The following is a 13,557-nucleotide window of genomic DNA, read 5'->3' on the forward strand; positions in this document are numbered from 1 at the left end:
ATGGGCAAACAACAATAGCCAATAGCCAGGCGACACCCTTTCAAACGGAACTTGAATGCCAACCTCTCAACGATTGCCCCTCGCCTGTAGGCCAATAAACATCTTGGGGTCGGGGCACGCACTGCCTGAACACATCGTCACCAGTGCGCAGCTGGATGCTGAACTTGGCCTTGTGGCCGGCAGCGTCGCGCGCATCAGTGGTGTCACCCAACGGCACGTTGCCAGCCGTAGCGAAAATGCCGCGAGCCTCGGAGCCATCGCCGCACGCCGGGCATTGCTGGCAGCGGGGCTGGCGCTGGATCAGATCGACCTGGTCGCCTGTGCCAGTGGCACCATGGACCAGGGCATGCCGTGTAACGCCGCATTGTTGCACCGCGAATTGGGGCTGGGCGCTTCCGGCATTCCCGCCATGGACATCAATGCCAGTTGCCTGGGGTTTATCGCCGCTGTTGATACGCTGTCCTGGCCACTGCTTGCCGGACGCTACCAACGCATTTTGCTGGTGTGTTCGGATATCGCTTCCTGTGGACTGGACTGGCAGCAGGTGGAAGTCTGCGCAATCTTCGGCGACGGTGCCGCAGCGGTGGTGCTGGCCGTCAGCGACGGCGGGTCGAAAATCCTCGCCTCGAACCTCAAGACGTATTCCGAAGGCGCAGATATGTGCCAGATTCCTGCCGGTGGTTCGCGTCATCACCCACGGCGAATAGATGGGCCGTTCGAACCGCTGACCAGTTTTTCAATGCAGGGCAAAAGCGTGTTCCGACTGGCCGCCAAACATCTGCCCATGCTGGTGGATGAGCTGCTTAGCCAGGCCGGTTTGACCAAGCCCCAGATCGATTGGGTCATCCCCCACCAAGCCAGCCAACAGGCGATGCAACATGCGGCCCGGCGGCTGGGGTTTGCCCCGGAACAGGTCATCGATATCTTCGCCCGGCACGGCAATCAGGTGGCCGCGTCACTGCCCACCGCGCTGGATATCGCCATCCGTGACCAGCGTATTCAGCGCGGCCAGCGGCTGATGCTGATTGGCACCGGCGCGGGCTTGTCCCTTGGCGGCATGGTCCTGGAATACTGATGAAAATTCTCGTCACCGGTGGCACCGGATTCATTGGCCGGCACATTGTCTGGCGTCTCGCCGGCCAAGGGTGTGAAGTGCAGTTTACCGGCCGTAATGCCCGTGCTGCGGCCGAGGTCATTGGCCTGAGCCCTGGTGTGGCATCTTGGGTGCCGCTGGAGCACGGTACGTCAGGGGCTTGCAGCGCACTGCTCGATGCCTCACAGGATTGTGCGGCGGCGGTTCATTGCGCGGCGCTGTCCTCGCCATGGGGCACGCCGTCGGCATTTGCCAGGGCCAATCTTGATTCCACTGCCGAGGTGCTGCATGCCTGCCGCGTCAACCGTGTAAAGCGTCTGGTGCACTTGTCCACACCCAGTCTGTATTTTGCGTTCCGTGATCGTCTCGATATTCGCGAAGACGAACCGCTGCCACCCCCGGTCAACGAATACGCCCGCAGCAAGGCGCTGGCGGAAACACGGGTGCATGAAGCCGGGCTCGCCGAGGCAGTCATCCTGCGCCCGCGTGCGGTGTTTGGCCCGTGGGACGCTACCTTGATGCCACGTTTGCTGCGGGTAATGCAGCGCGGGCCGATTCCTCTGATGCGTGGCGGACAGGCGCAACTGGACCTGACCTGCGTCGATAACCTGGTGCACGCGGTAATGTTGAGCCTGACCCAACCGTTGCCGCGGGCGGTGTGCACCTATAACGTCAGCAACGGCACGCCGTTGACTGTCGCTGACTTACTGCACCGCGTCGCCGATCAGTTTCAACTGAACCTGCGCACTCGGCGCTTGCCATGGCGATTGATGGACGCGGTGGCTCGGGTGCTGGAAGCCAGCGCACACCTGAGAGGCAGCGGCGAGCCTTTGCTGACACGGTATGGTGCCGGTGTGCTGGCATTCAGCCAAACCCTGGACCTGAGCACCATCCGAAACGAGTTAGACTACCGTCCGGTAGTGACGCAGGACGAAGGCATTCGCCAGCACGCGCAGTGGTGGCTTGCCCAACAAGGAGTGGGAGCATGAGTCGTACGGTGAGCCTGAGTGTTCTGCGGGCCGGCTGGTGCCAACATCTGGAATGCATGGCCGATCGGGGAGGGCGCTGGGCACCGACACGCTTTCCGGCGTTGTGCGGCTTGATCCGACATCCCGACGCGGGCTGGATACTCTACGACACCGGTTACGCCGAACACTTTTTTAACGCCACACACGCACTGCCTGAGCGCCTGTATCGCACTGCGGTGCCGGTCGAGTTACCGGTGAAAGAACAGCTGCTCACGCAATTACGCGCATTCGGTATTGGTCCCGATGACATACGCACGGTGATCATTTCGCACTTTCACAGCGATCATATCGCCGGGCTCAGGGACTTTCCCAAGGCCACGTTCATTGCCTTGGATGCCGACCGCAAACACATCGAAAGCCTGCGCGGCCATCGCTGGCGAGCGACCCTCGGCGGTCACCTGCCGGCCTTGTTGCCCGACGATTTCGCCGCGCGCCTGACCCTCGCCGATACCTGCAAAAAAGCTACGTTGCCGCAGTGGATGGCGCCTTTTCGCCAAGGCATCGACTTGCTTGGCGACGCCAGCCTGCTGGGCGTACCGCTGCCGGGGCATAGCGAAGGACAGTTGGGGTTGTTTATACCCGATGCCCAGGGGCGGCCAGTGTTTCTGGTGGCCGACGCGTGCTGGTCGGTGCCCGCCTGCCGTGCCGGGCGGCTGCCAGCGCCACCGGCCTTATGGTTTGCCAGCCACGATGCCCAACAGTATCGCCAAACCTACAGCGGCTTGGGCACCTTGATCCGCCACGAGCCGGCCGTAGCGGTCTTGCCTTCCCATTGCACCCATGCCTGGGAGGCGTTCGGCGATGAGCGGTGAGCGCTTGATTGGCACATTGCGCAGCGCGCTCAGTTTCCTGCATAGCCGCTACCGGTTGAGGTTTACCCGCCGGGAACAATTGGAAGCCTGGCAGGCTCGGCAGCTGAAGTACTTCCTGCGACGGGTATTGCCTCAGTCTCAGCGTTTCAAGGGCAAGGTGGTGACGAATTTGAGCACGTTGCCGCTGATGGACAAAGCCACGTTGATGGGGGATTTCGCCGGGTTCAACACCCGCGGCTTGAGCCTGGAGGAGGTGCTGCCGCTGGCACGCCAGGCTGAAGTATCCCGGGATTTCAGCCCGACGCTGGGTGACATCACCGTCGGCTTGTCGAGCGGGACCTCGGGTAATCAAGGCGTATTCCTGGTCAGTAGCCTGGAGCGGCAACGATGGGCCGGGATCCTGCTGGCTCGCACTTTACCGCGTCATCTACTGCCACGCCTGCTTCTCCCATGGCATGCGCCGCTGCGCATTGCGTTCTTTCTACGGGCCAACAGCCGGCTCTATACGACACTGGCGAGTCGTCGCATCGACTTTGCTTTTCACGACCTGACCCTGGGGTTCGACGCAGCGCTGGCGCGTCTCAACACTCAGCAGCCCGACGTACTGGTGGCGCCGGCTACGGTACTGCGCGGGTTGGCCGAAGCAGCGCTGGCAGGGCGACTCTCCATCCGTCCCAGCCATATCCTGTCAGTGGCGGAAGTCCTCGAAACAGCCGAAGCTGAAGGGGTACAGGCAGCGTTTGGCGTGGCTCCGCGGCAGATTTACCAGGCCAGTGAAGGCTTTCTTGGCTACACCTGCGAAAAGGGCACTTTACACCTGAACGAAAGCCACCTGCACATCGAAGCGGATTGGCTGGACGCCGCGCGCACACGTTTTCAGCCGATCATCACCGACTTCTCCCGACGCACCCAGTTGATCGTGCGTTACCGTCTCAACGACGTTCTCCGGGTTGCCCAGGCGCCTTGCGCTTGTGGGCGTGCCGAGCGTGCGATTGCCGCTGTCGAGGGCCGTGTGGATGACATTCTGTGGCTACCCGACTTGAGCGGTGTTCAATTGCGAGCGCTCTATCCGGATGTGCTGCGGCGCGCCTTGCTGATGCATGGCGAGTGCTTGCAGGAGTATGAAATCCACCAGCAGGGCCTGCACTGGCAGATCAACGTGCAATCTGCTGCCAACTACGCCGACCTGTGCCGGGCCTTGATGCAGAGCATTCACGCATTGTGCTGCCAACAGGGGCTGCAACTTCCCGCGTTGAGCTTTGGCCAGTGGCAGCCGCCGCAGGCGTATGCCAAGCGCCGCCGCCTGAAACTGCTGCAACTGCCCGAGGGTTTGCCATGCATGTACTGATTCTTGGCGCGCGCGCCCCAGCCTGCCTGGAGTGGGCGCGGGCCTTTGATGAGGCGGGCTGGACGGTCAGCGTGGGGGATTCCTTGAGCCAGCCGCTGAGCCGTTTCAGTTGTTCGGTGCAGCACTTTGTGCGCCTGCCGGAACCTCGACAGGTTCCAGCAGCCTGGATCACGGCACTGGCACAGGTGATCCAGGCGCAGCACATCGATTTGCTGCTGCCCACCTGCGAGGAAGTGTTTTACCTGGCCCACGGTCTCGAGCGCCTGGCGCCGCTTTGCAGGGTGTTGACCAGCGATTTTGCCTTGCTGCATCGCTTGCATCACAAGGGTAGTTTCGCAGCCATGACGGCGGGCTGGGCGTTGGCGGCTCCTGAAACCCGCCTGTTGACTGATCGCCTGGCGGTACAGGCATTGACGTGTGAAGCGAGCCAGTGGGTGTTCAAACCGGCATATTCGCGCTTTGCCTCCCAGACGTTGATCCGCCCGAAAGTCAGGCAACTGGCAAAGGTACAGCCCAGTGAAGCGGCGCCTTGGGTGGCGCAGCGGTTTATCGAGGGCCGTGAATATTGCAGTTTCAGCGTCTTGGTCGACGGTGAGTTGCGCGCCCATAGCTGCTACCACCCGCGCTACCGGGTGGGACGTGGGTCGGGGATTTATTTCGAGCCTTGCGCACCGGCGCCGGTGCGCCAGTTCCTCGAACAATTCGGTCGCGAAACTGGCTACACCGGGCAGGTGGGTTTCGACTTTATCGAAGATACGGCTGGACATTTTCATGTGTTGGAGTGCAACCCACGAGCCACCAGTGGTGTGCATCTGTTCGATAATCAGCGCAGGCAACTGGTCGCCAGCCTGAGTGGCAGCGGCGTGCTTGAGCCGACCTGCGAACCCCGGATGATTGCGCTGGCGATGCTCCTGCTGGTGGCGCCAAAGCAGGTGTTGAACGCGGGGTTCTGGCGTGACTATGCCGATGCCCGCGATGTGATTACCCGCAAAGGTGATTTCTGGCCGCTGACCGCGCAAGTGCTGAGCCTGGCTGAAATTATCGCGCGTGCGGCTTCCCGGCGCTGCGGCCTGCTGGCCGCGTCCACCGCAGACATCGAGTGGAACGGCCAGCCGTTGAGCGAGGACCTGCCATGAGATTGATACTCGAAGAGCAACTGCTCAGTGAGCCCGTCCGCGCCGACGACAGCCTCGCCCGGCGCTATGTGCGTACGTGTGCCGGCGGCGCGCTGATCGGCAACGTCATTACCCGCATGGCGCTGCTCGACACAGGGACGCAGCACTTTCCCGTCAGTATCACCGAGGGCCTTGAGCCGGATGACAACTGCTACGTGGTGTCGCCTCAAACTGCTTATAGCGGCTACGCCCGCGAAGAGATCAAACGCCTTGGCCGGCCCTGGCTGACTTGGCCGCTGAAGATCCTGACTCAGGGCGTGGACCATCTGCTGCGCCGGGCCAATGTCGACAAATTGGTGCAGGTCAACAACTGGCTGCTGTCCACCAACCTCTACCCAGGCGACTGGGACATCACCGAACTGTCGGCGATCACCGCCTTGTTGCGTCGAACGTTTCCCGATTATGGGTTTGGTTTTCGCTCTCTGAATGACTTCAGCAATCGGGAGCTACGCCTGAATCTGGAAAGACTTGGCTACCTGAGTATTCCCAGCCGACAGGTCTATCTGTTCGATGGACGGGCTGGGGCGCAGGCTTCGTTTCTCAAGCACCACAACACCCGGCTGGACGCCACCTTGCTGCGCCGCAGCCCCTATGAAGTGGTGCGGGGCGCGGCGCTGGATGACAGCGACTTTCAACGCATCGAGCATCTTTACAACCTGCTTTACCTGGACAAGTACTGCAGGCTGAACCCGCACTATAGCGCCCAGTGGATGCAGCGTGGTCAACGTGAAGGTTGGTTGGAGATGCGGGCTTTACGCAATGCTGAGGGGCGCATTGACGGTGCCCTTGGCTGGTTTGCCAACGCTGGGACGCTCAGCACCCCGATAGTGGGTTACGACACCGCCCTGCCGCAGCGGGCCGGGTTGTATCGCCAACTCACGCGGTTGTGCCTGCAAGAGGCGGTTGAGCGCGGCGTGGTATTGAACTTCAGCTCGGGTGCTGCCGAGTTCAAACGCTTGCGGGGGGGCCAGCCGCAGATCGAGTACAGCCTCATCCATGTCGCCCATTTGTCCTGGGGTCGCAGGTGGGTGTGGCAGGTCCTGAGCCACCTGTTGCATGGCATCGGTGTGCCCTTGATGCGTAAGTTCAAACTATGAGTCAAGTAAACGGCTGGTGGCCGGTAGCCTTGAGCCACGAACTGCGAAATGCTCCGTTGGCACGCCAGTTATTTGGCCTGCCGTTGGTGCTGTTTCGGGATGAAGATGGGGACGTCGCTGCTCTACCTGATCGCTGCCCGCATCGCTTTGCGCCATTGAGCGCAGGCAAGGTTCGCGATGGGCAGATTGAATGCCCCTATCACGGTTGGCGATTTGCCGCCGATGGACGTTGTACGCGGGTGCCGGGCACCAAGCTGGCAACCTGCAGCAAGCCGTTGCTGGATAGCTTGCATAGTTGCGAGGCCGACGGGCTGGTATGGGTCAGTCTTGGTCCTGAGCGTCCTCAAACAACTCCCACTGCGCCTGCCCCGCAACAGCAGGATCTCGACACGTTCTGGATGACCGATCAGGTGCAGTGTTCACTACAAGACGCTGCGGAGAATTTTCTCGACGGTTTTCACACGCATTTCGTGCATGCCGGGTGGATACGCCACGACAGGCAGCGGCAAAAACTCAGTGTTCGTGTGCGCGCCCTCGCAGACGGTGTCGAGGCAGTCTATAGCGATGAGGGCAAGCAATCAGGGTTGATCTCGCGCTGGTTCGAGGGTGAGCGTGGCGTCAGCATGGGGCGCTTTCGCTTGCCGGGGCTGGCAGAGATCGAATATCGCGATGCGCGCGGCGGGCTTAATCTGCTGGTCAGCGCCTGGATGACGCCGGATGGGGATGGCCAAGTGCGCTTGTTTGCCCGGGTTACCACAACGCGCGGGGTATTGCCGGCGCTACTCAAACAGTTGGTATTGCGCCGATTGTTCCAGGTGATCTTGCGCCAGGACCGTCAGATCCTGGAGCGTGTCAGCGCTAATCAACTGCGCTTTCACACTACACCTGCGACGCCTATGGATGGGCCGCAAGACCTGCTTGGGCCAAGCATCCGGCAGTTGCTGGAGCACGGCCAGCCACTGGTCTTTGCCGAGCGGGAGCTGGAGATCTGGCTCTAGGGGGCATCAGGATAGAGTCGTGTTGCCAAGAGTCGATGTTTGGGCGTACCTCATCCACCCTTGGCAGCATCCGCTGTTGGCCCTACTGATCTGCAGTGTCCCGACGCTGTTAGAATAGTCGCCTGATTCTTCTCGGACCCTTTGCCATGCTTCCTGAATGTCAGTTGTTCGGCACCCTGGGCTGCCATCTTTGCGAGTTTGCCGAAGCCGAAATCATGCCGTTGGTCGAACACGGCCTGCTGGTGGAGTTGGTGGATATCGCCGATTCCGAGGCCTTGTTCGAAGCCTACGGTCTGCGTATTCCGGTGCTGCGCCGGGTGGATACGGGCGCGGAGCTGGATTGGCCGTTCGATGAAGCGCAGGTGGTGAGCTTTCTCCTCTAGCACTCTGCGATGGCGAGTTTCCGATTATTCAGTTACTGTATGTTTGTACAGCGATTGAATGAGAGGGAACGCCCGTGGTGAATGTTGAACAACTGAAAAGCAGCGTCAATCGCATGTCCGCCGACGTCGTGCGCGACGCGGTGAACGAGCTGCGCCTCGATGGCCTGGTCACGGAAGGCAAGACGCCCTTTAACAAAGTGCACTTCAATACGTGCTTTGCCGAGATCGAGGCGCTGTTCCAGCGTGCCGGTTATCACAAGCAGTTGGATGTGGTGGGCTATCAGGGCTTGCTGTATGCGCTTTATGACCCGGGCCGCTGGGAAGCGGTGGATGTGCTGCGCTGGCTCAAGGAATTCACCGAGGCAGCCAGTGCGTCGCCGGTGCTGCGCGCAGAATTGGCCAAGGCTTGAATCTGTGCTGGGCCTGATCCGGCCGCATGCGGGATAATGCCCGCCTGTATGTCCACGTTTTGAGCCTGCCCATGTCCGTTTTTTCCGCTGCCCAGCATCAAGCCAGCACCTTGTACCTGCCGCCGGGCGCCTGGGCCACCGTACTGGAGTGTCTGTGCGAGCACTTCCAGGCCATCAGCCGTGAACAATGGCTGGACCGCATCGCCCGGGGCCGGGTGCTGGACATTAACGGCGCACCTATCGCTCAGGACTTGGCCTACCGCGAAGGCCTGTGCATCTACTACTTTCGCGAAGTGCCGAACGAGAAAGTGATCCCGGTGCAGGAGACGATCCTGTACGCCGATGAACACTTGGTGGTGGCTGACAAGCCGCACTTCCTGCCGGTAACGCCCGCCGGCGAGTATGTCGAGCAGACGCTGTTGCGGCGCTTGATTCGTCGCCTGGACAACCCGGCCCTGGTGCCACTGCATCGTATCGATCGGCATACCGCCGGGCTGGTGCTGTTTTCGGCAAACCCGCAGACGCGCTCGGCGTATCAGCAGCTGTTTCCCACGCGCAAGATCGACAAGTTCTACGAAGCCATTGCTCCGGCATTACCGGGGCTGACCTTTCCGCTGGTGCACAAAAGCCGGCTGGTGGATGGTGAGCCGTTCTTTCGCATGCAGGAAGGCGAGGGCGCGAGCAATACCGAGACGGCCATCGAGGTGCGGGAAAAGAACGGCGACCTATGGCGCTACGGCCTGTTTCCGGTGACCGGCAAAAAGCATCAGTTGCGGGTGCACATGACGGCGTTGGGCGCGAGTATCTGTAACGACCCGTTCTACCCCGATGTCATCAAGGATGCCGAGGACGATTACGCCAACCCACTCAAGCTGCTGGCCCAAGGCGTGCGTTTCATCGACCCGGTTACCGGTCTGGAGCTTAACTTTCGCAGCGAGATCAGCCTGGACTGGTAAACCCCCAGGAACGAAAAAGCCCGCATTACGCGGGCTTTTTCGTATCTGGCGTTAAGACTTACAGGTCTTTAACGGTGCGAACCTGATCCTTGTTGATCTGGGTGCGCTTGCCATCCAGCTGTTCAAATTCGTAGAAGCCGGTGGACTTGTCGAAACTAGGAGTGTCGACGGCCTGGATTTCGCGACCGTCATTCAGGGTAATCACTGTAGGCGAGGCGCAACCGGCAAGGGTAGCGAGGCCCAGTGCAAGCATGAGAGCGGCGATGGTCCGTTGAGTCATGAGTTTGTCTCCGAGAGAATGCTTTGTTGAGTACTGACCTTGTGACGTGTGTAACGTCGGCAAAGTTCCTTGTTCGACGCTCATTCTGACACGCTGGGCGGGCGGTGCAACAACTCCGGTGTATTGAGGTTGGCCAGGCGTGGGTCGTCGGCGGGGCAATCCAGGGCCAGTGCCCCCAGCGCCTGCATGATCCGGCGCGGGCTGCGCTCGCCGGCTGCCCAGGCCTCATCGAACCGCTCGCGCAGCCGCGTCGGTACGACGCAGAGCAGTGGCTCCCAGAAATCGCCGTGGCGCACCATCACCGGCAACAACGGATTTTGCTGCGCCGTGCTGCGCAGGTCCGCGAGCAATCGCGTGTCGATCTGCGGCACATCACACGGCAGCACCAGCAGATGCGCATGCTGTGCCACCGCAAGTCCTGCGCGGATGCCGGCCAGTGGCCCGGGGAAATCCGGGCTGTCATCGCCGACCAATTGATCGGCGTAGGTCGCGTACTGCGGCTGGTTGCGATTGCAGGAGATGATCAGGTCGTCGGTCAAAGGCCGCACCAGACGATGCAGGTGCGCAATCAACGGCTGACCGTGCCAGTCGAGCAGGCCCTTGTCGAGGCCGCCCATGCGCTGGCCACGGCCGCCGGCCAGCAACAGCACGGAGCAGGGCAGAGGGGAAGAATGGCTTGGCATGGCGGCTCCTGCGGGCAGTGAAACGGGGGGCTGTGATATAACATCGGGCTGTTCCTTCGACAACCGGACCGAGCCATGAAAGCCAAGGCTGATGCGCCCTTTGTACCCCTGAATATTGCTGTATTGACGGTCAGTGACACGCGCACCCTGGAAACCGACACGTCGGGCCAGGTCTTCGTCGACCGCCTGACCGCCGCCGGCCACCTGCTGGCCGAGCGTGTTCTGCTTAAAGATGATCTGTACAAAATCCGTGCGCAAGTGGCGCACTGGATTGCCGAAGACGTAGTGCAAGTGGTGTTGATCACCGGCGGCACCGGCTTTACCGGCCGCGACAGCACCCCGGAAGCGGTGAGCTGCCTGTTGGATAAACAGGTGGACGGTTTCGGCGAACTGTTCCGGCAAATCTCCGTGGCCGATATCGGCACCTCCACCGTGCAGTCCCGTGCCCTGGCCGGCCTGGCCAACGGCACCCTGGTGTGCTGCCTGCCGGGCTCCACCAACGCGGTGCGCACCGGTTGGGACGGGATTCTCGCCGAGCAACTGGATAACCGTCACCGCCCGTGCAACTTCGTCGCGCATTTGAAGCAGGCCGAGCCCTGTGAATCCCGTGGGTAAGCCGGGCAAGACCGGTACGTTGATGCCGGTTGAAGACGCCCTCGAACAACTGCTGGCGATGGCCGAGGCAGCACCGATTCGTGAGCAGGAAACGTTGCCGCTGGCGGAGTGTGATGGTCGCGTGCTGGCGCAGGCGCTGATCTCGACCCTGGACTTGCCGCCCTGGCCCAACAGCGCCATGGACGGTTACGCCCTGCGCCTGGCGGACTGGACCGGCGAGCCGCTGGTGGTCAGCCAGCGCATTTTCGCAGGCACGGCACCGGAGCCTTTGGCCGCCGGCACCTGTGCGCGAATCTTCACCGGTGCCCCGGTACCGGAAGGCGCGGACTGCGTTGAGATGCAGGAAAACGCCGTGGTCCACCCCGATCAGCGGGTGAGCTTCACCGAAGCGTTGCAGGTGGATCAAAACATCCGTCCCCAAGGCCAGGAAACCACGGTCGGCGAACTGGTGTTGCCCGCCGGCACACGTCTTGGCCCGATCGAGTTGGGCCTGGCGGCTTCGCTGGGTCGTGATCGGCTGGAGGTGGTGCGACGCGCCCGCGTGGCCGTGCTGTCCACCGGCGACGAGTTGATCGAGCCGGGCCTGCCGCTGGGACCCGGGCAGATCTACAACAGTAATCGCCGGGTGCTGTGCAGCTGGCTGGAGCGCCTGGGCTGTGAAGTGGTGGACGCCGGGATCCTGCCGGATGACCTGGAACAAACCCGCGAACGCCTGGGCGCATTGGGCTCGGTCGACTTGATTCTGTCCACCGGCGGTGTGTCGGTGGGCGAGGCGGATTTCCTCGGGATTGCGCTGCGGGAAGAGGGCGAGCTGGCGCTGTGGAAGCTGGCGATCAAGCCGGGCAAGCCGCTGACGTTCGGGCATTTCCGTGGCGTACCGGTGATCGGTTTGCCGGGTAACCCGGCGTCGACGCTGGTGACCTTTGCCTTGCTGGCGCGGCCTTACCTGTTGCGCCGCCAGGGTGTCGAAGACGTGCAGCCGTTGCGCATTGAAGTGCCGGTGGGGTTTGTCTGGGCCAAGCCGGGGAATCGTCGCGAGTATCTGCGCGGGCGGCTGGAGCAGGGCAAGGCGATCATCTACCGCAACCAGAGCTCGGGTGTGCTGCGCAGTGCAGCGTGGGCCGAAGGTTTGGTGGAAGTGCTGGAAGGCACGACGCTGGAGATCGGTGATCGGGTCAACTTCATTCCGTTGAGTGAAGTTCTGAACTGATCTCCCCCCACTGTAGGAGCGAGCTTGCTCGCGAAAAACCAGAGAACACCGCGTGCATCCAGGATGCCCACGTTATCGTTGGCGATTTTCGCGAGCAAGCTCGCTCCTACAGGAGGTCAGACGATCAAGGCAAATCACGACTCGCGTAAAACGCACTCAACACCTTCACCAGGTGCGCCAGGTCGTGGCTGCCGCACAGCTCGCGAATCGAGTGCATGGCAAACGTCGGCAAACCGATATCCACGGTGCGCACGCCCAGGTGGCTGGCGGTGATCGGCCCGATGGTCGAGCCGCAACCCATGTCGCTGCGAACCACAAAGCTCTGCACCGGCACTTCTTCGGCCATGCACAGGTGGCGGAAGAACCCGGCGGTTTCGCTGTTGGTGGCGTAGCGCTGGTTGCTGTTGACCTTGATGACCGGGCCGGCATTGAGTTTCGGGCCGTGGTTGGCGTCGTGCTTCTCGGCGTAGTTGGGGTGCACGCCGTGGGCGTTGTCGGCAGACACCAGCAGCGACTTCTGGATGGTGCGTACGAACTCATCACCTTCCGGCAGCAAGCGGCGCAGGGTCTGCTCCAGCATCGGGCCGTCGGCACCGCAGGCGGAGCACGAGCCGACTTCTTCGTGGTCGTTGCACACCAGCACGCAGGTTTCGTCGGTTTCGGCGGTGAGCAGGGCTTGCAGGCCGGCGTAGCACGACAGCAGGTTGTCGAGGCGGGCACCGGCGATAAAGTCGCCATTGAGGCCAATCACCGCGGCGCCCTGGGTGTCGTAGAAGCTCAGCTCATAGTCGAGCACCACGTCTGCGTTCAAACCGTGTTCACGGGCCAACTGTTCGGTAAGCACCGCGCGGAAGTCCACACGTTCGTCACCGGCAAACTGCGCGAGGATCGGCGGCAGCTCGGTCTGGGCATTGATTGCCCAACCCTGGTTGGCTTCACGGTTCAGGTGAATGGCCAGGTTGGGGATGATCGCGATGGGCAGCTTGAAGTCGATCAGTTGGCTTTCGACCTTGCCGTCACGACGGAAAGTGACGCGGCCGGCCAGGGACAAATCGCGGTCGAACCACGGCGCCAGCAGCGCGCCGCCGTACACTTCCACACCCAGTTGCCAGAAGCCCTGGCGTTGCAGTTCCGGCTGTGGCTTGACCCGCAGGCAAGGGCTGTCGGTGTGGGCGCCGACCAGGCGAATACCGCCTTGCAGGGGCGAGTGGCGGCCGAGCTTGAAGGCGATGATCGAGGAGTCGTTGCGGGTCACGTAGTAGCGACCGTTGGCCTCGGTGGTCCAGGTCTCGCGCTCGTCAAGACGCTGGAAACCGGCGGCTTCCAGGCGCTGTGCAAGGGCGGCGGTGGCATGGAACGGGGTAGGGGAGGCCTTGAGGAAGTCGATCAGGCCTTGGTTCAACTCTTCGCGCATAAGTAGCTCCAGACAGCAATGGCGCGAGTTTACCGTCCGACGGGATAAGTGCACA

The 13,557-nt window shown here is 61.9% G+C and carries 15 protein-coding genes; 12 read left to right on the plus strand and 3 right to left on the minus strand.

From position 1 onward, the window contains the following. The first annotated feature begins 55 nt into the window (after window positions 1–55). The 10 genes from ACA046_RS09550 (at window position 56) to ACA046_RS09595 (ending at window position 9,300) form a co-directional block, all read left to right on the plus strand. Window positions 56–1,075 carry a beta-ketoacyl-ACP synthase 3 gene (locus ACA046_RS09550; RefSeq protein ID WP_167662541.1) on the plus strand — a complete coding sequence of 340 codons (1,020 nt, stop codon included), beginning with the start codon at window positions 56–58 and terminating at the stop codon, window positions 1,073–1,075. Further along, a complete protein-coding gene (locus ACA046_RS09555; protein ID WP_497676340.1) occupies window positions 1,075–2,082 on the plus strand; it encodes an NAD-dependent epimerase/dehydratase family protein in 1,008 nt (335 codons plus the stop codon). The genes ACA046_RS09550 and ACA046_RS09555 overlap by 1 nt, the downstream gene beginning before the upstream one ends. Then, the gene (locus ACA046_RS09560; protein ID WP_167662539.1) at window positions 2,079–2,933 is read left to right on the plus strand and encodes an MBL fold metallo-hydrolase; all 855 of its coding nucleotides are present in this window, start codon (window positions 2,079–2,081) and stop codon (window positions 2,931–2,933) included. Before ACA046_RS09555 ends, ACA046_RS09560 begins: the two co-directional genes overlap by 4 nt. Continuing rightward, a complete protein-coding gene (locus ACA046_RS09565; protein ID WP_497676341.1) occupies window positions 2,923–4,281 on the plus strand; it encodes a F390 synthetase-related protein in 1,359 nt (452 codons plus the stop codon). The genes ACA046_RS09560 and ACA046_RS09565 overlap by 11 nt, the downstream gene beginning before the upstream one ends. Next, entirely contained in the window at window positions 4,269–5,417 is a 1,149-nt protein-coding gene (locus tag ACA046_RS09570) for an ATP-grasp domain-containing protein (protein WP_497676342.1), read from the plus strand. The genes ACA046_RS09565 and ACA046_RS09570 overlap by 13 nt, the downstream gene beginning before the upstream one ends. Continuing rightward, complete coding sequence (locus tag ACA046_RS09575) at window positions 5,414–6,553, plus strand: hypothetical protein (protein WP_497676343.1); 1,140 nt, start codon at window positions 5,414–5,416, stop codon at window positions 6,551–6,553. Before ACA046_RS09570 ends, ACA046_RS09575 begins: the two co-directional genes overlap by 4 nt. Further along, window positions 6,550–7,551, plus strand: a complete 1,002-nt coding sequence (locus ACA046_RS09580) for a Rieske 2Fe-2S domain-containing protein (RefSeq protein ID WP_497676344.1) — start codon at window positions 6,550–6,552, stop codon at window positions 7,549–7,551. The genes ACA046_RS09575 and ACA046_RS09580 overlap by 4 nt, the downstream gene beginning before the upstream one ends. Window positions 7,552–7,697: 146 nt before the next feature. Beyond that, window positions 7,698–7,934 (plus strand): glutaredoxin family protein, encoded by a 237-nt coding sequence (locus ACA046_RS09585; RefSeq protein ID WP_026078284.1) that lies wholly within the window; start codon window positions 7,698–7,700, stop codon window positions 7,932–7,934. 74 nt (window positions 7,935–8,008) lie between these two features. Next, window positions 8,009–8,344 carry a hypothetical protein gene (locus tag ACA046_RS09590; RefSeq protein ID WP_003209087.1) on the plus strand — a complete coding sequence of 112 codons (336 nt, stop codon included), beginning with the start codon at window positions 8,009–8,011 and terminating at the stop codon, window positions 8,342–8,344. A gap of 65 nt (window positions 8,345–8,409) precedes the next feature. Beyond that, window positions 8,410–9,300, plus strand: a complete 891-nt coding sequence (locus ACA046_RS09595) for a pseudouridine synthase (RefSeq protein ID WP_497677058.1) — start codon at window positions 8,410–8,412, stop codon at window positions 9,298–9,300. Between the two features lie 58 nt (window positions 9,301–9,358). Here ACA046_RS09595 and ACA046_RS09600 read toward each other — a convergent pair whose 3' ends face one another. Both ACA046_RS09600 and mobA read right to left on the minus strand, forming a co-directional pair. Then, a complete protein-coding gene (locus tag ACA046_RS09600) occupies window positions 9,359–9,580 on the minus strand; it encodes a YgdI/YgdR family lipoprotein (RefSeq protein WP_459027288.1) in 222 nt (73 codons plus the stop codon). An 80-nt stretch (window positions 9,581–9,660) separates the two neighbouring features. Continuing rightward, a complete protein-coding gene (gene mobA, locus ACA046_RS09605; RefSeq protein ID WP_076017372.1) occupies window positions 9,661–10,263 on the minus strand; it encodes a molybdenum cofactor guanylyltransferase MobA in 603 nt (200 codons plus the stop codon). A 75-nt stretch (window positions 10,264–10,338) separates the two neighbouring features. Here mobA and moaB point away from each other — a divergent pair, with 75 nt between their 5' ends. Both moaB and ACA046_RS09615 read left to right on the plus strand, forming a co-directional pair. Then, entirely contained in the window at window positions 10,339–10,878 is a 540-nt protein-coding gene (moaB, locus tag ACA046_RS09610) for a molybdenum cofactor biosynthesis protein B (protein WP_076017373.1), read from the plus strand. Continuing rightward, complete coding sequence (locus tag ACA046_RS09615) at window positions 10,862–12,088, plus strand: molybdopterin molybdotransferase MoeA (protein ID WP_497676345.1); 1,227 nt, start codon at window positions 10,862–10,864, stop codon at window positions 12,086–12,088. Before moaB ends, ACA046_RS09615 begins: the two co-directional genes overlap by 17 nt. 124 nt (window positions 12,089–12,212) lie before the next feature. On the opposite strand, the gene ACA046_RS09620 is transcribed toward ACA046_RS09615, so the two are convergent. Then, a complete protein-coding gene (locus ACA046_RS09620; protein WP_459027293.1) occupies window positions 12,213–13,502 on the minus strand; it encodes a M18 family aminopeptidase in 1,290 nt (429 codons plus the stop codon). Between the last annotated feature and the right edge of the window lie 55 nt (window positions 13,503–13,557).

It is taken from the genome of Pseudomonas sp. LBUM1641 (assembly GCF_059716235.1).

Bases quoted from the DNA above. Each gene is read 5' to 3' on its own strand.
- ACA046_RS09550 (WP_167662541.1), top strand. From the start codon at position 56: ATGCCAACCTCTCAACGATTGCCCCTCGCCTGTAGGCCAATAAACATC.
- ACA046_RS09555 (WP_497676340.1), top strand. From the start codon at position 1,075: ATGAAAATTCTCGTCACCGGTGGCACCGGATTCATTGGCCGGCACATT.
- ACA046_RS09560 (WP_167662539.1), top strand. From the start codon at position 2,079: ATGAGTCGTACGGTGAGCCTGAGTGTTCTGCGGGCCGGCTGGTGCCAA.
- ACA046_RS09565 (WP_497676341.1), top strand. From the start codon at position 2,923: ATGAGCGGTGAGCGCTTGATTGGCACATTGCGCAGCGCGCTCAGTTTC.
- ACA046_RS09570 (WP_497676342.1), top strand. From the start codon at position 4,269: ATGCATGTACTGATTCTTGGCGCGCGCGCCCCAGCCTGCCTGGAGTGG.
- ACA046_RS09575 (WP_497676343.1), top strand. From the start codon at position 5,414: ATGAGATTGATACTCGAAGAGCAACTGCTCAGTGAGCCCGTCCGCGCC.
- ACA046_RS09580 (WP_497676344.1), top strand. From the start codon at position 6,550: ATGAGTCAAGTAAACGGCTGGTGGCCGGTAGCCTTGAGCCACGAACTG.
- ACA046_RS09585 (WP_026078284.1), top strand. From the start codon at position 7,698: ATGCTTCCTGAATGTCAGTTGTTCGGCACCCTGGGCTGCCATCTTTGC.
- ACA046_RS09600 (WP_459027288.1), bottom strand. From the start codon at position 9,580: ATGACTCAACGGACCATCGCCGCTCTCATGCTTGCACTGGGCCTCGCT.
- mobA (WP_076017372.1), bottom strand. From the start codon at position 10,263: ATGCCAAGCCATTCTTCCCCTCTGCCCTGCTCCGTGCTGTTGCTGGCC.
- moaB (WP_076017373.1), top strand. From the start codon at position 10,339: ATGAAAGCCAAGGCTGATGCGCCCTTTGTACCCCTGAATATTGCTGTA.
- ACA046_RS09620 (WP_459027293.1), bottom strand. From the start codon at position 13,502: ATGCGCGAAGAGTTGAACCAAGGCCTGATCGACTTCCTCAAGGCCTCC.